This window comes from Arthrobacter sp. M71 S08, from assembly GCF_059089725.1.
In genome coordinates this window covers 1-17,936 of record NZ_JBNHEY010000003.1, presented here as the reverse complement: position 1 = coordinate 17,936, position 17,936 = coordinate 1, and the positions used below count along the sequence as shown (strand labels likewise).

Below are 17,936 nucleotides of genomic sequence, written 5' to 3'. Positions count from 1 at the left end.
TACGGTCATGACGCACAGAATGCTTTAGGCCTTCTGCTTCGCAGCGGCCTTTGCTGCCCGCTTGGTCTCGCGCACCTTCGTCAGGGACTCCGGGTCCACGATGTCCGCAACCGACCGGAAACTTCCCTCTTCACCGTAGGAGCCGGCCGACTCCTGCCAGCCCTGTCCGGTGAAGCCGTAGCGTTTCCCGAGCAGCGCAAGGAAGATTTTCGCCTTCTGGTCACCGAATCCGGGCAGGCCCTTCAGCCTGCGCAGAACTTCCGGACCGTCGGGTTCACCGCGGGTCCAGATCGCCGAGGCATCACCGTCCCACTCATCGACTACGGTGCGGCACAGCGACTGAATCCGTCCCGCCATGTTTCCGGGGTAGCGGTGCACCGCGGGAGGGGTGCGGCATAACTCAACGAAGCCGTCGGCGTCGTGATCTGCGATGGCGGCGGCATCGAAGGTGCCGAGCCGATTCCTGATCTTGGCCGGTCCGGCGAATGCCGTTTCCATGGCAACCTGCTGGTCGAGGAGCATGCCGACCAGGAGGGCGAGCGGATCGTCGGACAGCAGCTGGTCGGCCTCGTTGTCACCGGTGATGTTTACGTTTGGAGCCATAGGTCCATGCTAACGAGCACTTCAGCGGTCCGGGCGCCCGTCCCCGGTCCCTTCCCCGGCAAATATCTTCAGCAGCGCCCCAACGTCGTGGTCCGCTTCAGCAGGGTGTCTGAATGGTCGGTTCCCTTCCACCAGGTAGTGCGTCCGGCGCCCCTCTTTCACGCGCTCGATGTACCCGGTCTCTTCGAGGTCCTTCAGAATGTGAAGGGTTGCGCGCCGTGTGATGCCCACACGTGTGGCGATATCTTCAACGAGCATGTCCGGATCACGCGCCACCGCCAGCAGAACGTGGCCATGGTTGGTAAGGATGGTCCACGAGGGGCGACTTTCACCGCCCCTCGCGTCCTCCGGATCCTGGCCTGCTGTCGGGCCCTCTGCAGCACCCGACATGCCGCCTCCTTAGTTGTCCGCGTCCCCCTTGCCGGCACCTACTCCGGCCACCACGCCATTCTTACCCCAAAGCGGCTGGAGGTCATCCATCTCCTCCGGTGTGGCCTCACGGAATGGAGGAGTCGTGGGCGTGGGGAGCACCTGGCGCTTCTGTCCACGAGTCGCCCGAAGGCTGGCCGCAACCGAAATGGCGAGGATCGTGAGGATTACCGCGAGGGAGATCGGAGTAGGAATGTAGTAAAGGTCAACCTTGAGCACCATCTTGATGCCTACCCACACCAGCACCAGGGCCAGTCCGACCTTCAGGTAGACGAATCGGTGGATCAGGTCTGCGAGGAGGAAGTACATGGCACGCAAACCGAGGATTGCGAATGCGTTGGCGGTGAACACGAGGAACACTTCATCGGTCACGGCGAAGATTGCAGGGATCGAGTCAACCGCGAAGACAATGTCTGTGACCTCCACCATCACCAGGACCGCGAGCAACGGTGTTGCGAGCAGAAGTCCGTTTTTCCGTACGAGAAGCCGCTGGCCGTAGAAGGTGTCGGTCATGGGAACGTAACGCTGGAAGAGTTTCAGAGTGCGTGACTTCTCCGGGTCGATGTGCTCGTTGCGCTGCCTGAGCATCTTGTAGCCGGTGAAGATCAGGAATACCGCGAACACGTAGAGCACCCATTCGGCACTTGCGATGATCAGCGCTCCCGCAGCGATGAAAGCCCCGCGGAAAATGAGAGCACCGAGGACGCCCAGGAAGAGGACACGGTGTTGGTACTGGCGGGGCACACCGAAGAAGGCGAAGATGATGGCCCAGACGAAAACGTTGTCCACGGCGAGCGATTTTTCGATGACATAACCAGCGAAATACTGCTGACCGAACTCGGCGCCCCAACCGAGCCACACCACGCCGCCGAACGCCACACCCATAATGACCCAGACGGTCGACCAGATGGCGGCTTCGCGGACGGAAATGACGTGTGCACGACGATGCGCCACCAGATCGATGGTCAGCATCAGGAGAATGAGGCCGATGACGGCCAACCAGAGCCACAAAGGCACGTTCATGGGGTACCTGCTTCCAGTCAGTTACTACTAACTGGAGGTCTTTCCCAGCCGGAATGCCGGCCCGTCCACCGGGAAGCACTGGGGCCGCCGTAATGACGATGGACTGATAGGGGGATACTCCCCTCCGTTATAACAAGTGAACCACAGTTCACCTTTTAGGGGCAACCTGCCGCCGGTGTCGCCGAAAGTCAGGCCGCACTGATCCCGAAGAGGCCGATGATCAGCGCCATCACTACGAAGGTAACCAGCTCGTGGGCGCTGTTGAGGGCCGTCAGACCGGCGGGGCGCCCCTCGAAGGCATCATGTGTGATGAACCGTGAGGCGGTGAACCCGGCCCACAGGATGACTGCGGTGACGAGGGTATTGACCAGGAAGTTGCCGCCGTAGAAATCCTGGGCGATGGCAGCGCTGCCTGCGAGGACCGAGGCGCTGATGAAACTGACCACGAGGGTGATGAGGATCGGCTTGACGGCGTCCTTCGCGTCTCCGCTCGGATTCACTTTCGCTGTTCGCATCCAGTAGTTCCCGAAAACTTTGGGGGTGTACCAGATGGTGCCGATCACCATGGTGGAGAGCGTGGCGATGATGACGGCGAGGACGTTGATCTCTGGAACAGTCACGGTGTGCGCTCCTTCGGTTAGCGGGCGTCGTCGTCGGTGGCTTCAGGCCTGAAGCCGCGCGGGTTTCCGTGCTCGTCACGGTTTGCTGCTCCACGCCGGATCTTGGCGGACGAGCGGTTGATCCCCGTGCCCTTCCCAAGGTGCTCGTCATTGGGCTTCTCCGTCATGAGGAGCAGCGCACTGATGACAAGGGAGACGATGAAGGCAATGCCTGCGGCGGTCAGGCCCAGGTCGACGCGGAGTTCGCGTGTGCCCCCACCGGTGGCGAAAACCATGGTCGCGATTCCGGCGATGGCCGCAAGAACGGCAGAGAAAATGAGAGGACCCTTGACGCCCTTGACCTGCTTGGACACGGTTCCTTCTCCTCAATGTTTTCTACGAATAGTAGAAAGCTAGTTTACGGGCTTGGTGCGGGTTGCCGGGCCGGAGACCTGGCGGGAATCGTGCCGGTAGCTGAGCGCGGCCAGAGCGAGGACGACGGCGGTGATCACCGCACCGCCTCCTGCCACACCGAGCAATGCGTGCGCCCCCAGCGCCTGGAACAGCGGCAGCAGAAGGCCCGTCAATGCCGTCACGATCCCCGTCAGGAGGAAGTCACGGGCAGCCATGTGCTTCCCGCGGTTTCTGGCCCACACAAGAAGGTAGACCACGCCCATGAGGACCAGTGCAAGCGCTCCGGTCTGCGCGAACATGCTGTCGGTATGGATCCACAGGTTCAGCAGTCCGACCACTGCGAGGAATACGGGCACCGTTCGGGTGAGCCAGGCGGGCATCACGTCCTGCTTGTGCAGGCTCTGTTCTGTGAGGTGAACCGCGATGGCCAGCCCGAGGAAGTACAGTCCCCCTGCGACGGACATCACGTGAACCGACGGCAGTCCCCAGAAAATTGTGAGCAGTCCGAATGCACCTGCCACGGCGGCGTGCAGCAGGAAGGCGCGCCAGAGCCCGGGCAGCGCGGGCTTGCCTGCCGTTTCGGCGCTCATGTGTTGCCTTCCTACGGCTTGTGGGACGTTGCAAGTTTAGTCCTAGGCCGCACCGGTAACCATCCAGCGGTCATTCCGGACGCGCCATCCGAGGGTTAGCGCACGCGCCGCCATGAAACCGACGCCGAAAGCTGCCCACAGCCAGACGATGCCCGCTTCACCGGTCAGACCAGCGCCGAACACCAGCGCCAGCAGTGGGATGTAAAGGACAAGATTCACGACGCCGGCGAGCGCCAGGTACCTCGCGTCCCCTGCACCGATGAGCACGCCATCCAGAACGAAGACGTAGCCGCAGATGGGTTGCGCCGCCGCGAGCACCCAGAGGCCGACCGTGAAAGCCGATTGCACGGCTACATCCGAGGTGAAGATCCAGTCGAGGAATGGTGCGGCTGCTGCTAGCAGCACGCCCGTGAGGACACCGAATGCGACGCCCCACCGGATCATTGTGCGGGTTAGGGCATGCGCGAGCGCGCGGTTGCCGGCACCGAGTTCCTTCCCGATGAGCGCCTGTGCTGCGATGGCGAGCGCGTCCAGTGCGAACGCGAGGAAGGTGAAGATGGTCATCACCAACTGGTGCGCTGCAAGTGAAACGGGCCCCTGCGCCGTCGCGACCACGACCGTCGCGAGGATTGCGAAGCGGAGGCTGGCTGTCCGCAGCATGAGCCACGAACCTACCCGGGCGGTGGCGCGGACTCCCCGCCAGGTTGGTCGCAGACCCACCGCATTCTTGCGAGAGAAACGATAAATCATGATCAGGTAGACAATCGCCATGCCCCATTGCACGATGCTGGTGCCCAGCGCGGACCCGATCACAGACAGCCCTGCCCCGTAGACCAGCAGGAAGTTGAGGACAATGTTCGCCCCGAACCCGACTGCCGCAACAACCAGGGGTGTGCGCGTGTCCTGCAGCCCCCTCAGCACGCCTGTTGCCGCCAGGACGATCAGCATGGCTGTCAACCCAGGCATCGAGAACCGGAGGTAGTCAACGGCGAACTGGTGCACCTGACCCTCTGCCCCCATTCCGGCCGCAAGCGCCGGCGCGAAGATCCACCCCAGAATCGACAGGAATATACCGAGCAGAACAGCCAGCCCAACGCCGTCGCGCCCTGCTGCGAGCGCATCCTGCATCCGGCCGGCACCGAGGAAGCGGGCGACCGCGGGCGTAGTGGAGTAGGCGAGGAAAACCATGAGCCCGACGGCGGTCTGAAGCAGCGTCGAAGCCAGTCCGACCCCTGCCAGTTCATTCACTCCGAGGTGACCCACGATCGCGGAATCAGCCAGGAGGAAGAGCGGTTCGGCGATGAGCGCGCCGAGAGCAGGTACAGCCAGCCGGAGAATGGAGCGGCCAAGCTGGCGGCGGTCGGGGACGGTTGTTGTCACGGAACCAGCCTAGGCGCCGCGTCGGACAAACGGAGGTTGGCTGTGGCGCCGTCGTCGGCTGTAGCTCGGTAGGCTGGATACCTGTTCGCTACAGATGGGACGTCCGTGAAAACTGGGGTAAAGCACTTCATCGCTGGTGGTGTGCTCATCTTTCTCAGCACCCTCTTCATTCCGCAGGGCCTGTCGGACTTCGCGGGCGCGTCGGTTCGAGGAGAGCCCGTCGATCCGGGTTCACCGATACTGCTGGCCATCGGTGCCGTACTGGTGGTGACCGCCATCGTACTGTTCGCCCGGGGGCACGTCCTCCGATACAGGGCTCGGACGCGAGCCGCCGCGCAGAGGCGGGACTGAGCGGGTCACAAGCCCTTCTCCACCATCTCCAGCAGGCGCTGCGCGGCGAAGGTCCGCTGCTCCATGTCAAGGCCCCGGAGTGGTCCATCGATGACGAGCATCGCAAACCCGTGGACTGACGACCACGCCAGGAACTCCGCTCCCATGCGCCGCTCCCGCGGGAGGACCCCGGCTTCGACCAGGCCGTCCAGCGCCGCGGACAACAGCTGAAACGGAGTCAGGCCGCTCTCCCCCGCCGAGTCCGCCGTGGCAGCATCGCGAAGGTCAAAATGCTCCGCGAACGCGGTCCGGAAAAGGCCCGGCTGCGTCTGCGCGAAACGCATGTAACCGGCGCCGACCGCGCGCAGGCGCGCCCTGGCGATAGCGCCGTCGTCGTCGTTCTGGTCGATCTTCGACTGCTCTTCCTCGATGGAACGGGCAAGTTCGGCCTGCGCCGCCATCGACACCGCGTGAAGAAGTGCACGCTTGTCCGCGAAATGACGGTAGGCGGCGTTCGGTGTCACCCCTGCGCGGCGTGTGACCTCGCGAAGCACGACGGCGGATGGCCCGCCCTCGCGGGCGAGGTCAGTTCCGGCGGCAACGAGCGCGCGATGAAGGTCCCCGTGACGATAAGTGCTGCGTTTCCGATGCGTCACGCCGCCTCCTCACGGTTGCCGGAGCCTGAAGTGCGCAGTTCAGGCGTATGTGAACACTGTGCACAGATTGTGCCACGATGAGCCAATGCATCGAGTGCACGCTGTCACCGGTGCCGGACTGAATCATTCCAGGCCTTGCTCCGCGAGGCGGCCGGGCAGGACGCTCATAAACTCCATGGGCTCATCGCTGACTTCTCCGCGTCGGTCCGGCCCCGGCCGTGGAAGACTGCTGGCATGGAGGCCCCAGCGCGCGACCACGACCTCGTCCTATTCGGTGCGACCGGCTTCGTCGGTGAACTGATCGCCGGATATCTTGCGGACCACGCTCCGCCGGACCTGCGCGTGGGGCTCGCGGGGAGGTCGAGGGTGAAGCTCGAGGCCGTACGGTCCAGGCTGCCCGTCGCCGCGGACGACTGGTCCCTCATCGAGGCCGACTCGGATCACCCTGACTCGCTCGCTGCGCTGGCCGCGGGCACCAGTGTTCTCTTCACGACGGTGGGTCCCTACGCGAAGTACGGGCTGCCGGTTGTCGAGGCGTGTGCCCGCGCCGGCACCCACTACGGGGACCTGACCGGCGAGGTATCCTTCGTCCGTGAAGCCATCGACCGTTGCGACACCCTGGCAAGGACTACCGGTGCACGGATCGTCCATGCGTGCGGCTACGACTCCGTCCCGTCGGACCTCGCAGTGCTCCTCCTACACCGCGCCGTGGAGGCCGACGGCGCGGGCGGACTGACCGAGGTGCAGCTCGTCGCCAGGGCGAAGGGTGGCTTCAGCGGCGGCACCATCGAGTCGATGCGTGGGCAGCTCGATGGCATGCGGTCGGACCCTGTGTTGCGATCGCTCGCGGGTGATCCCTACTCCCTCACTCCGGACCGGACGGCGGAGCCTTCGACTCCGCAGCCGGCCGACCTGGGGTGGGTCGGCCGTGCGGAGGACGGCCTGTGGACCGCGCCCTTCATCATGGCGTCAGCGAACACGCGGATCGTGCGTCGCAGCAATGCCCTGCAGGGTTGGGCCTACGGTCGGTCCCTGCGGTACGGCGAGGTGATGAGTATGGGGCGGGGGCCCGCCGGTGCCGTCATTGCCGGCGCGACGGCGCTCGGCCTACGGGTATTCGGAGCAACACTGGCCCTACCTCTCACCAGGAAACTACTGGACCGCGTCCTTCCGTCGCCCGGTGCGGGCCCGAGCGAGGCCGTGCGGCGCTCAGGCTGGTTCCGTTCCCAGGTGACTGCTTCCACAGAGAGCGGCCGGCGGTACCGGGCCGTCGCAGCCGGGCCCGGCGACCCGGGATACGCCGCCACCGCCGTGATGGCCGGGGAGACAGCGCTCTCACTCGCCCTCGACGGCGACCGCCTGCCGCCCGCTGCAGGATCGCTGACCCCGGCGACCGCCCTCGGCGACGTCCTGGTTGAGAGGCTACGGGCGGCAGGCCATACCTACGAGGTCATTTCCCTCACCTGACGACGCCGAATCGGGCTCTCAATCTAAATGCTCGATGAGCCTGCGTGAACTACCCGTCCGTCGATGACTGTAGCCGTGACGCGAAGATTCGGTATGTCGTCCGGGACGGTATTCACCGGATCCCGCTCGAGAAGAGTGAGGTCGCATCGGTAGCCGACGGCGACGCGCCCTTCTTGGCCTTCTACCCCTGCGGCGTACGCGGCACCAGTTGTATAGCCGGCGATCGATTCGGCGACAGGCAGACTCTCTCCTTCCAGGATTGGGGCTTCGTCCGATCCCGCTGGTCTGCGAAGCTGTGCGGCAGCGATTATAGGTAGGGGCGCGAAATGCGCAATGGGCCAGTCTGACCCGATTGCTAGCGGGATGCCTGCCTTCTTGAAAGACCCCACCCGCCATGCCCCGTCCGCTCTGGCGCCCACGCGTCGAGACCAGTTGTCCGAGCCGTTTGCCGCGACGAAGTGTGTGCAGTGAGTGGGTTGTACGCTCGCAACTGCGCCACTGGTACGTACCGCTTCGATGACGTTGTCGTCTGATAGCTCCAGGTGCTCAATGCGGTGGCGTGCCGCGCGAGATTCTGTCCGGGCTTCTTGTATGGCCGATGCCGCATACAGAATCGCGGCATCGCCAATCGCATGAGTAGCGGTCCCAATGTGGTGCCGTGCGAAGTACGAGATGGCGGCGCGATATTGGTTCGGGTCGTCCCAGGCACTCCTCAAGGATCGCCCGTCCCGGTCTGGGAACCGGAGCCACGCGGTGCCGTTATCGATAGTTCCGTCAAGAAAAAGTTTCACTCCGTGGTGGGACCACCTCTCACCTCCGGTGCCGACAGACCCAACCGCTTCCTGCCAGTCCCGCTCGTCCATGTCAGGTGTAACCCATTGGTTTATTTTGAGTCGCAGAGGTAAGGGTTCCTCGTGTTCCAACGCGGCGTATCGCTCTGCCGAGTCGTTATTCGCGTCCATAACGTGAGCGCCCGTAAGGCCCGAGGCACTCATGCGGTCGAGAATTTCTCTCAACCGGAGACGTACGGAAGCCTCTGTTTCCTTAGGAACTACTTGCTCGAGCAGCCCCATTGCTTCGCTTTCGAGCAGGTAGCCTGTCGGGGCGCCCGACGGGTCACTGGAGATAGTCGATCCGGTTGCGAAGGTGTGTCCCTGTTCGATGCGGGCTTGCTTCAGCGCCTCGCTGTTTACGAGCATTGAATGGGCGTCGAACATGCGGATCGCGCAGGGAAGGCCTCGCGTCGGATCATCGATGTCTGACCGGTGTGGGTCTCGTCCTTGCCAGATGTTGTGGGGAAGCCCCCACCCCAGGATCCAGTTTCCCTTCCCGGTGCGCGCACGTTCCGCGGCGAGGATGGATTGGAGCTCCATCATGTCTGTTACTCCAGTGAGGTCTACGCCCCGGCTGAAGACTGCCCCAAGGACAGGATGGGAGTGCGAATCTGTGAGACCGGGGAAGATGATGCCGCCCAGTTCGTCGAGGCTCACTCCAAGGCCTCGCCTGGCGCGGATACCGGCATCGTCCAATAATTCGACGATCCGGCCGTCTTCAGCGAGAACCCCCCTCAGACCTGGCGCTCCTGCTATGCCACTTCCGACAATGATTCGTTGGGCTGCCACCGGTCAACTCTTCTTCTTGCGCGCCCTAAGACGCTTGACCAGGAGTTGGATGGCTACGCCTGCCATGAGCACGGAGAAGGCTACGTTGGACCAGAAGGGTGAGATCGCGTGGGCGGTGAGAAGCCCGAGAGGAGATGCTACACAGGCGCTGATGCCGACGTAGGCCGCTATTCTCATGTTCAGGTTTTTTCGGCGAGCGTTTCCAAACGTGGCTGATATTGATCCGGGCACCATCATCAGGAGCGAGGTTCCCTTGGCGATGAGGTCGCTGGCGCCGAAGAAGAAAATAAGCACTGGCACGATGATGATGCCTCCACCGACGCCAAGCAGTGCCGAAAAAATACCCGTGACGATACCGGTGAGGATGAGCGCTATGGAGGTGAGGACAGTCAGTTCTATCTCGTCGTCGCGTTCGGGGATGACGATCCAGAGACTGATGACCACCACGACCATGAAGCTGAGGAAGAGCCAGAACAGCACATCTCTGGGGATTATGTTCAGCAGGTAGGAACCTAGCTGCGCACCTGCGACGATCCCGAGGGCAAGCATGGCACCGGCGATCCAGTCCACGTTGCCGGAGAGGGCGTAGCCAGCAGCACCGACGATGGATGTGGGAAGGATCGCTGCTACAGAGCTCCCTACAGCGATCCGCTGGTCGAGCCCGAGTAGCAGGAGTATGGGAACGACGATTACGCCGCCTCCTATACCGAACAGGCCGGAGAGGTATCCGGCAGCAATACCTAGGAGTATGAGCGGGAGCGGGCGGATTAGGGACGGAGCAGTATGGGACGTTGTGTCGGCTTGTCGCGTCATCGAACTGCGTTCCGTTCGTGCTTGGAGGGTTCGACAACAATCGCGGAGCCATCCGATCGAGGGTCGCTTGCAGCGTCGAGAGCCTTCCCTGAAATACGGATGACGTTGGAATGGCCGAGGCGCTCGTCCCGCGGTTGGACGACTTTGATGGAGAACTTAGAGAGTGACCGGGTCGCTCGGGCGGGCACGTCCGCCTCTATAGTCAAGGTTTCGGCGGTGTCACCGACGTCCTGAGCGCCGATAGCCCAGCGGGGCGCGCTTGTGGCTTCCATGGCAGATGCGCCGTTCAGCAGTCGCAGAAGCAAATGCGTGTGGATTTGCGCTTGTGCTTGGCCGCCCATAGTTGCCATGGCATAGACCAGTTGACCATCCTGAGTCACGAGTACGGGCATCAGAGTGTGCGGCGGTCTGCGTCCGGGGGCGAAGGCCGCTGGATGGGTGGGCTCCAGGGAGAACGAGGTTCCTCGGTTCTGGAAGAGGATGCCTGTGGAGGGTTCGAGGACGGCAGCTCCGAACGCCCAGTAGACCGACTGGACGAGCGAGACTGACCACCCGTCGTCGCTGACGGCGACCAGTCCGACGGTATCTCCACTTGCCACCCTGGCGTCGAGTTCCTCGCCGCTTTCCGCTGACATCATGATCAGTTCATCGGCGCTATGTGTGGCGACATCGGGGTCGGTCAGCCAGTTAGCGCGGATTGCATTATTCGCTGAGAAGATTTCGGCGAGCCTTCCGGCATCCTCACCGAGGGGGTCAAGTAGGTTCTCATCCTGTATTAGGCGCAGAGTTCTTAGCAGTGAAAAGCCTTGGGTGTTCGGAGGACTGGTCAGCACCTCGAAGCTGCCCATCTTCCCCGCAATTGGTGCTTCAACTGCCGGACGATAGCTCTGGACGTCTTCCATGGTGATTGCACTGCCGAGTCCTTGCAGACCCCCCACCCAAGATTCAGCGACCTGCCCGGTGTAGAAGTCCTCCGGCCCGTCCTTGATGAGCCGCTTGAAGGTCTCAGCCAGTGCTGGCTGAAAAAGCATGTCACCTTCACGTAATGGAAAGCCTCCCGGAAGGAACACGCTACGGCATCCAGGGTCTGCGCTCAGAGCTTCCTGTTCGAGCTGGATCGCACGCGCCAATGATCGGGAAACAGGGGCGCCTTCAGCGGCATGCATCCTCGCCGGTGCGAGCAGATCGCTCCAACCTAGCCGTGCGCCCATATCGGCGAGGGAGGTCCACCCTCGGACTCCCCCAGGTACGGTGATTGTGTCGACTCCCCTGTCCGGTAGTGCATTGTTGTGTCGTTCTCTAAGATTTGCGAGCTCTTCGTTCCTCGCGGACCGGCCTGTCGCGTTTATGAATCTGACGGCGCCGGAAGGATCTCGCACCAACGCGACAAGATCCCCGCCGAGGGCGACGTTGTTCGGGTAGACCACACACAGGACTGCAGCGGCGGCGATCGCTGCGTCTAACGCGTTGCCTCCCTTTCGGAGGGCTTCGGCTCCCGCCTCAGTTGCTCGATAGTGCGAGGTAGATACCGCTCCCCCTGTTCGCTCGGACATTGGTGGCGTACCTCCACTCATTCCTGTTCCCCTATCGTCTGCTTCGTTTGGGTGGAGGAGGCCTTCAGTGCCTCGCGGAGCACGGTTTCAACGTGAGCTCGCGCTTCAGCTTCAGCACGCGGCGCGTCGTGATCCGCTAGGGCCTCGAATATCCGGCGATGGGCCCGGCTTGACGCGGCCTTCCGCTCGGGGCTTTGAACGGCACGACGCCTACTTGGAGCGATTTCCGTGGCGATCATCTCAGTGAGTTGGGCTAGCAGGGGGTTGTGCGTGTACTGGGAAATGGCTTGGTGGAAGACACGGTCCAGCTCGGCGTACCGTTCTAGATCCGTTTCCTGTTCCATCTCCTCGACAAGGGCCCGAAGCTGTTCAGCGTCCCGCGAGGTGAGTCGTTCGGCTGCCAGGGCGGCAATCGGCGGCTCGATGATCGCGCGCAGCTCCATGATCCGCGCCAATTCACTTGCACCATTAGAAGCCGAGTTGAGCAGCTCTGTAAGAGCAGAACCTGCCTGCCCGCCCCGTGAAGCGTTCGAGCGCACGACTGTACCGCGCCCTGGCTTCCTATCGATCAGACCGCGCGTATCCAGTTCGTGTAGCGCCTGGCGGATTGAAACCCGCGATACCCCGAAGAGCTGACCGAGCTCCTGCTCGGTAGGTAACCGATCGCCCGCCTTCAGTTCGCCTTCGAGGATCAGCCGCTCAAGATCAACTGCGAGACGGTCGGGCACCGATAGGGCGGGTGATTTCCGTAAGGATGACCACTCCATTTTCGCTTCCTCCTCTGGCGTCTACGTCGCCACTCAGATCGATAGCTTGACAGTTGGTCCTACCAACTGTCAAACTTCCGGAACACCGTCCAGAATGTGAGGTACATCATGATCCGCACCACTACTTCTTACCGTTCCTTGGCGTACGCAGCGCTTGCGGTCACCTCCCTAGCTCTGGTGAGCTGCGGAAATGGACAGGCCGAACCCGCTGGCGGCGGCGCAGCCGACAGCGCCCTTCCGCTCGTCAAAGAGGGCGAACTGGCCTCATGCGCAAACTTCAGCATCCCGCCCAACGTTTTCAAGGAAGAAAACGGAACCCCAGTGGGGGCGGAAGTCGACATCGCGAAGGGCATGGCTGAAGAGCTGGGACTGGAAATCGCGTTCCCTGAATACTCTTTCGCTGGCCTTATCCCGGCGCTGCAGGCCAAGCAGTGCGATGTGATCATGTCGTCGCTATATATCAAGCCTGAACGCGAAGAGGTCGCGAACTTCGTCCCCTACCTGATGTCAGGTTCCAGCGTTGCGGTTTCGAAGGAGAACCCAGCCGACGTGACAGGGTACGACGATTCACTCTGTGGGACAAAGGCTGTCGCCATCAACGGCGCTACAGGTGCATCGCTACTGGAAGAGAAATCCGCAGAATGCGAAAGCGCAGGGCTTGAACCTGTTGAAATCACACTTCTCGACCGCAGTGCGGACGCACTTCAGCAGGTGATAAGCGGCCAAGTAGACGCGTTCCTCGACACCGCTGAACTCATGGGCTACTACGAGAAGCAGTCGAACGGGGACTTCGTGAGGGTTGGTGAAACGGTCGGCGAAATTGAGATCGGGGCCGCAACCTTGAAAGAGAACACTGAACTGCATGACGCCCTGCAAGGCGCCTTCGACGCCCTCGTCGAAAACGGACGTTACGACGAGATCCTTGCGGAATGGGGCCTCGAAGGTAACAGCATCACGAACTCCTAACCAAAACCCAGGAGAACAATCCCATGAACTTTGACTGGCCCTACTTCTGGCAGAGTCTTCTCACTCCTAGCCCTCAGTTCCTCAACGGGCTCGCTCTCACCATCATCATTTCGGTCGTCGCAATGACCTTGGCGCTCCTGCTCGGTCTGTTCATCGCGCTCATGGGGCGAAGCAAGTTCCTCCCATTCAAAATATTCGCCAGTCTCTACATCTGGGTCATCCGTGGCACCCCGCTGCTGGTTCAGCTCGTGATCATCTATACGGGCTTCGCTGCTGCAGGTGTGTTCCGATTCGAAGACACCAACTTAGTTGGAATGCTCATCAAAGGAGCGGTTCAAGCAGCGATCATCGCCCTGATGCTCAACGAGAGCGCGTATATATCCGAGATTGTGCGATCCGGCTTGGAATCAGTAGACCGCGGCCAGAACGAAGCGGCTCTATCTCTGGGCATGACGCCTATGCACGCCATGCGGAAAATCATTGTGCCGCAAGCCATTCGCATCATGGTCCCGCCGCTCGGAAACTCATTCAACGGCCTGATGAAAAGTACCTCCATCCTTTCCATCATCGGCGTCAGCGAAATGTTCCAGGTCGGAAGCACCATGAGCGCTGCGACCTTCAAAGTGTTCGAAATCTACGTAGTGGTAGCCCTGTACTACCTCCTTCTCACCACGGTCTGGACATTCATCCAAACCTGGATCGAGAACACGCTGAATACTCGAGCCGGCCTCCCTCGTGCTGAATCTGTCATCCGACGGCTATTCGGCGCTGGAAGCCGCAAGCAGCCAGGAACAGCAACTGCACCAGCCCTCCAGCCCGCCGACGCCACCTGACGGAGTGAGAATGATAATGCAACACACCGCCTCCACCCCAATGTCCGACTCGACCTCCAAGCGACCCGACGCGATCGTGCAGGCCCGCGACGTGTGTAAATCGTTCGGGGACAAAAGCATCCTCAAGAACGTCAACCTCGAGGTCGCCCGTGGAGAGGTGGTCGTCATGGTCGGCCCCTCAGGTGCTGGTAAAACGACCATGCTGCGCACCATCAATCGACTCGAAACGATCGACTCCGGAGAAATTCTGGTTAACGGCGAACTTATCGGCCAGCGCATCAATAAGCGTGGCAAGCTCGTTGATCGTTCCCCTCGCGATCTCGCCCGACAGCGTGCCGACATCGGATTCGTATTTCAGCACTTCAACCTTTTCCCGCACATGAGCGTGATCGAAAACATTTGGCGCTCTGTTGTGGACGTGAAGCACGAACGCAAGTCCGAGGCGATTGAACACGCACGGGAGCTACTCGATCGTGTGGGACTAGCTGATTGGGCCGATGCTAGGACGCGATCCCTTTCGGGCGGCCAGCAGCAACGCGTAGCTATCGCCAGAGCCCTCGCGATGCGGCCTGCTCTGATGTTGTTCGACGAACCGACCAGCGCCCTTGACCCTGAGATGGTTGGTGAAGTTCTGGAGGTCATGCAGGATCTCGCTCAAGGGGGGATGACGATGATCGTTGTTAGCCATGAGATGGGCTTCACGCGAGAGGTAGCGGACCGCGTGGTCGTTATGGACGCGGGAAGCATTATCGAAAGCGGTGTACCCGATCAAGTCTTCAACGATCCCCAGCACCAACGCACCCGCCAATTCCTTTCCAAGGTTCTTTAGCGCTGAGAGCGGCGCCTGGGAAGGTTCACTGCCAGCAAGCGCGGATCATCTGAAGGATGATGGGAGGGGTCGACCACTTTCAGGAGTCTCCAATCCATTGGTCATCGAAATCCTGAAGTCGACGGTGGACGTTCGGCCGCTATCTGGCGTGGTGCAGAAAGGACGAGAACACCCCATGACTTCGCATACCGCACAACATCGTCCCCGAGGTCGGCCTCGCGACACAGTTCTCTCTGTAGACCGGATAGTCGAAGCAGCCATCAAGATCGTCACCGTAAAGGGGTACGAGCACCTCACGATGAACGCTCTGGCGAAGGAACTTGGGGTATCGGCATCATCGGTCTATAACCATGCCTCCTCGAAGCAGCAAGTGCTGACTCAGGTACAGGACCGGATCAACCAACGTATTGATTGCTCAGGCTTCGGTTCAGAACCTTGGGATGTAGCCCTCGAACGGTGGGCATGGTCATACCGAAATTGCTACGCCGAGCACACTGCCATCATTCCGATAATGGCAGTACTCCCAGTCGCCGATTCCCCTTACACGCTACGGATGTACGAGACAGTAGCGAACGCTCTCGCTGAGGCTGGGTGGGATCGAATGCGGATCCTGAACATCATTATCGGAGTTGAGGCTCTCGTGTTCGGCGCAGCCTTCGACGCCAATGCTCCCGCCGACATATTCGACCCCGGAAGCCTTCAACATCTCGCACCGACCCTCATAGACCTAAACAAGAGCCGACCAACCGACGCCCACACAGCGGCGAATGAAGCATTCCAGGACATGCTCGATGCAATGCTCACCGGGCTTCGCCATCACTTCCTCACGGATACGACAAGATGAATTTTCAAAGAGAAGGAAATTGAGCAATGTCCGCTTACGTACATGCAACGGCCGCCCACGCTTCCGCCGGTCCGCCCTCCTACCGGGTCCTGAACCCCGCCACTGGCGAGGTGGAGGAGGAATTCCCTTGCGCCACGGACGAGCAGATTCAGGATGCATTGACTGCGGTCCACGGAGCATTCCAGGTCTGGCAGAAGGTGCCGATCGAGGAGCGCGCACGGGTGGTGATGCGGATAGGCGAGCTCTTCACCGAACGGGCAGACGAATTGGCTGCGATCATCACCTCAGAAATGGGTAAGCCCCTCTCCCAGGCCAGGGACGAGGCGGAGTTCTGCACCGACATCTTCAACTACTTCGCCACCGAGGGCCCAGCTCTGGCCGCGGACCAGCCGATCAAGCCGATCGGCGGCGGCAAGGCGGTCATTCAGAAGCGCCCGGTGGGAGCGTTGCTGGGCATCATGCCGTGGAACTACCCTTACTACCAGGTGGCCCGCTTCGCTGCGCCGAACCTCGTTCTGGGCAACACCATCGTTCTCAAGCATGCGGAGAGCTGCCCGCGCTCTGCCCTAGCTATCGAGCAGATCATGCAGGACGCCGGCCTGCCCGACGGGGCGTACGTCAATGTCTTCGCCACACATGACCACATTGCGGATATCATCGCTGACAACCGCATCCAGGGAGTGTCCCTGACCGGTTCCGAACGGGCAGGGGCGGCGGTCGGAGCGATCGCCGGAGCCAACCTGAAAAAGGCCGTTCTGGAGCTCGGCGGCTCCGACCCCTACGTGGTGCTGGACAGTGCCGATGTGAAGGCCTCCGCGGCAGCAGCGTGGGCGACGCGCCTGGAGAACACCGGGCAGGCCTGCAACTCAAACAAGCGCATAATCATCATGGAAGATATTTACGACGAGTTCGTTGGCGAACTGGCCGAGCAGGCCCGGAACCTTAGGCCCGGCAACCCGGCCGAGGAGGCACCGGACACTTTCGCCCCGTTATCCTCGCGAGGGGCGGCAGAATCTCTCTACGAACAGCTGCGTGATGCCGTCGATAAGGGTGCTACCCTGCATGCCGGCGGTGAGCTCTCGGATGATGGCACTGCCTACTTCACCCCGGCGGTGCTCACCGGCGTCACTCCGAAGATGCGTGCCTGGCATGAGGAACTCTTCGGCCCCGTTGCTGTCGTTTACAAGGTCTCTTCGGACGACGAAGCCCTGGCTCTCGCGAACGATACTCCGTACGGCCTCGGCGGCGCGGTGTTCAGCACCGACGAAGAACGCGCCCGGGCGATCGCCCTGCAATTGAACGTCGGCATGGCCAACGTCAACGGGGTCGGTGAAGGCGCAGACCTGCCCTTCGGCGGCGTGAAACGCTCAGGCTTCGGCCGTGAACTCGGACCCCTAGGCATGGATGAATTCGTCAACAAGCGGCTGCTTTACATCGCCGAATAATGGCTGGGCGCAGAAAGACAGCGGCGGCACCGACTGGTGCCAGCCGCGGTTCATCAAGCCCGCGCTGAGGATCTGTCCCGAACCCCGTTCAACAGCAGCACGGCTGCCCGGGCTCAGCATCACAACTGCGGTGGGAACACGGGAAGACAGCCCGAATGCGCCAGTGAAGGGGCCGATGACCGCAGCGCCAGTCATGTTCGCTTCGCCCAGCAGGGACGCTGCAGTGCCGGCCCGGGAACCATGGTGCTCGCGCGCCGTTGTCTGGAGCGCCGGAGCCACTAGCCGAATAACGTCGTGAATCTCATGACCGGTCCCATCAGTACCCAGAAACCCAAATCTGAGGCGAGACTGACGCCCCGCAACAGGACCGCCGCGGCCTCAACCAGCGCGGCGGCTCCGAGGTGAACCACGAGGACGGGAAAAGTGCGCCGGACTTTCAGACCGCCGATCTGCGCACCGATCAAGCAGCCCTCTGGCGAGGTGAATACTTCCGGCCTGAGTGCGTATATCACTCGTGATGAGTCGGATAAGTGGCGGTGGTCGACCGGCACGGTGTCAGCACTGAACTCTGGTGTTGAGAACTGGGGTGGCATTGTGAGCGTGGGCAATGACGACGTGGTCCGGCTAGGTTCCGTCAGCGAAGTACAGCAGGGCCGAGCACCGGCAGCGCTCTAGGTGTACCCGGCCATCAGGTTGGTGCCAGTCGACTGATCGGTGGTTTGCCTCCGAGTGCGCTGTGACTGCGTTCAGTGTTGTAGTGCTCGAGCCATGGC

22 protein-coding genes are annotated in these 17,936 nt (G+C 61.7%); 7 read left to right on the top strand and 15 right to left on the bottom strand.

The annotated features are described in order from the left end of the window. Window positions 1-24: 24 nt before the first annotated feature. The 7 genes from AC5RTB_RS07455 to AC5RTB_RS07425 form a co-directional block, all read right to left on the bottom strand. Window positions 25-603: an HhH-GPD-type base excision DNA repair protein gene (locus tag AC5RTB_RS07455; protein WP_494060436.1), complete on the bottom strand. Its 579-nt coding sequence runs from the start codon at window positions 601-603 to the stop codon at window positions 25-27. A 21-nt stretch (window positions 604-624) separates the two neighbouring features. Beyond that, the gene (locus tag AC5RTB_RS07450) at window positions 625-993 is read right to left on the bottom strand and encodes a helix-turn-helix transcriptional regulator (protein WP_494060435.1); all 369 of its coding nucleotides are present in this window, start codon (window positions 991-993) and stop codon (window positions 625-627) included. Between the two features lie 9 nt (window positions 994-1,002). Further along, window positions 1,003-2,055, bottom strand: a complete 1,053-nt coding sequence (locus AC5RTB_RS07445) for a TerC family protein (protein WP_494060434.1) — start codon at window positions 2,053-2,055, stop codon at window positions 1,003-1,005. 188 nt (window positions 2,056-2,243) lie between these two features. Beyond that, complete coding sequence (locus AC5RTB_RS07440; protein WP_494060433.1) at window positions 2,244-2,675, bottom strand: DUF1761 domain-containing protein; 432 nt, start codon at window positions 2,673-2,675, stop codon at window positions 2,244-2,246. 17 nt (window positions 2,676-2,692) lie between these two features. Next, on the bottom strand, window positions 2,693-3,028 hold the full coding sequence (locus AC5RTB_RS07435) for a hypothetical protein (protein ID WP_494060432.1): 336 nt from the start codon (window positions 3,026-3,028) through the stop codon (window positions 2,693-2,695). 39 nt (window positions 3,029-3,067) lie between these two features. Next, complete coding sequence (locus tag AC5RTB_RS07430) at window positions 3,068-3,658, bottom strand: hypothetical protein (protein ID WP_494060431.1); 591 nt, start codon at window positions 3,656-3,658, stop codon at window positions 3,068-3,070. A 42-nt stretch (window positions 3,659-3,700) separates the two neighbouring features. Continuing rightward, window positions 3,701-5,038: an MATE family efflux transporter gene (locus AC5RTB_RS07425; RefSeq protein ID WP_494060430.1), complete on the bottom strand. Its 1,338-nt coding sequence runs from the start codon at window positions 5,036-5,038 to the stop codon at window positions 3,701-3,703. Between the two features lie 105 nt (window positions 5,039-5,143). Here AC5RTB_RS07425 and AC5RTB_RS07420 point away from each other — a divergent pair, with 105 nt between their 5' ends. After that, on the top strand, window positions 5,144-5,389 hold the full coding sequence (locus AC5RTB_RS07420; protein ID WP_494060429.1) for a hypothetical protein: 246 nt from the start codon (window positions 5,144-5,146) through the stop codon (window positions 5,387-5,389). Between the two features lie 5 nt (window positions 5,390-5,394). On the opposite strand, the gene AC5RTB_RS07415 is transcribed toward AC5RTB_RS07420, so the two are convergent. Further along, entirely contained in the window at window positions 5,395-6,024 is a 630-nt protein-coding gene (locus tag AC5RTB_RS07415; RefSeq protein ID WP_494060428.1) for a TetR/AcrR family transcriptional regulator, read from the bottom strand. A gap of 234 nt (window positions 6,025-6,258) precedes the next feature. Between AC5RTB_RS07415 and AC5RTB_RS07410 the strand changes: the two genes are divergently transcribed. After that, a complete protein-coding gene (locus AC5RTB_RS07410) occupies window positions 6,259-7,491 on the top strand; it encodes a saccharopine dehydrogenase family protein (RefSeq protein WP_494060427.1) in 1,233 nt (410 codons plus the stop codon). Between the two features lie 23 nt (window positions 7,492-7,514). Here AC5RTB_RS07410 and AC5RTB_RS07405 read toward each other — a convergent pair whose 3' ends face one another. The 4 genes from AC5RTB_RS07405 to AC5RTB_RS07390 are packed head-to-tail and all read right to left on the bottom strand — an operon-like array spanning window position 7,515 to window position 12,246. Continuing rightward, window positions 7,515-9,113 carry an amidohydrolase gene (locus tag AC5RTB_RS07405; protein WP_494060426.1) on the bottom strand — a complete coding sequence of 533 codons (1,599 nt, stop codon included), beginning with the start codon at window positions 9,111-9,113 and terminating at the stop codon, window positions 7,515-7,517. A 3-nt stretch (window positions 9,114-9,116) separates the two neighbouring features. Beyond that, entirely contained in the window at window positions 9,117-9,926 is an 810-nt protein-coding gene (locus AC5RTB_RS07400; RefSeq protein ID WP_494060425.1) for a sulfite exporter TauE/SafE family protein, read from the bottom strand. After that, window positions 9,923-11,479: a gamma-glutamyltransferase family protein gene (locus tag AC5RTB_RS07395; protein WP_494060424.1), complete on the bottom strand. Its 1,557-nt coding sequence runs from the start codon at window positions 11,477-11,479 to the stop codon at window positions 9,923-9,925. The genes AC5RTB_RS07400 and AC5RTB_RS07395 overlap by 4 nt, the downstream gene beginning before the upstream one ends. A 17-nt stretch (window positions 11,480-11,496) precedes the next feature. After that, window positions 11,497-12,246: a FadR/GntR family transcriptional regulator gene (locus AC5RTB_RS07390; protein ID WP_494060423.1), complete on the bottom strand. Its 750-nt coding sequence runs from the start codon at window positions 12,244-12,246 to the stop codon at window positions 11,497-11,499. 108 nt (window positions 12,247-12,354) lie between these two features. On the opposite strand from AC5RTB_RS07390, the gene AC5RTB_RS07385 reads away from it, so the two are divergent. The 5 genes from AC5RTB_RS07385 to AC5RTB_RS07365 all read left to right on the top strand — a co-directional run bounded on the left by AC5RTB_RS07385 (window position 12,355) and on the right by AC5RTB_RS07365 (window position 17,163). After that, on the top strand, window positions 12,355-13,212 hold the full coding sequence (locus tag AC5RTB_RS07385) for an ABC transporter substrate-binding protein (RefSeq protein WP_494060422.1): 858 nt from the start codon (window positions 12,355-12,357) through the stop codon (window positions 13,210-13,212). A gap of 23 nt (window positions 13,213-13,235) precedes the next feature. After that, the gene (locus tag AC5RTB_RS07380) at window positions 13,236-14,045 is read left to right on the top strand and encodes an amino acid ABC transporter permease (protein ID WP_494060421.1); all 810 of its coding nucleotides are present in this window, start codon (window positions 13,236-13,238) and stop codon (window positions 14,043-14,045) included. 16 nt (window positions 14,046-14,061) lie between these two features. Next, window positions 14,062-14,874 (top strand): amino acid ABC transporter ATP-binding protein, encoded by an 813-nt coding sequence (locus AC5RTB_RS07375; protein ID WP_494060841.1) that lies wholly within the window; start codon window positions 14,062-14,064, stop codon window positions 14,872-14,874. Between the two features lie 97 nt (window positions 14,875-14,971). Continuing rightward, window positions 14,972-15,718 carry a TetR/AcrR family transcriptional regulator gene (locus AC5RTB_RS07370; protein ID WP_494060420.1) on the top strand — a complete coding sequence of 249 codons (747 nt, stop codon included), beginning with the start codon at window positions 14,972-14,974 and terminating at the stop codon, window positions 15,716-15,718. 26 nt (window positions 15,719-15,744) lie between these two features. Then, window positions 15,745-17,163: an NAD-dependent succinate-semialdehyde dehydrogenase gene (locus AC5RTB_RS07365; RefSeq protein WP_494060419.1), complete on the top strand. Its 1,419-nt coding sequence runs from the start codon at window positions 15,745-15,747 to the stop codon at window positions 17,161-17,163. Here the strand turns inward: AC5RTB_RS07365 and AC5RTB_RS07360 are convergent. From AC5RTB_RS07360 to AC5RTB_RS07350, 3 genes are all read right to left on the bottom strand, one after another. Next, window positions 17,113-17,442 carry a hypothetical protein gene (locus tag AC5RTB_RS07360; protein ID WP_494060418.1) on the bottom strand — a complete coding sequence of 110 codons (330 nt, stop codon included), beginning with the start codon at window positions 17,440-17,442 and terminating at the stop codon, window positions 17,113-17,115. The genes AC5RTB_RS07365 and AC5RTB_RS07360 overlap by 51 nt on opposite strands. Next, window positions 17,442-17,675 (bottom strand): hypothetical protein, encoded by a 234-nt coding sequence (locus AC5RTB_RS07355; protein WP_494060417.1) that lies wholly within the window; start codon window positions 17,673-17,675, stop codon window positions 17,442-17,444. Before AC5RTB_RS07355 ends, AC5RTB_RS07360 begins: the two co-directional genes overlap by 1 nt. 176 nt (window positions 17,676-17,851) lie before the next feature. Further along, window positions 17,852-17,936, bottom strand: an 85-nt coding sequence (locus AC5RTB_RS07350) for an integrase core domain-containing protein (protein ID WP_494060840.1), incomplete at its 5' end; no start/stop codon positions are given.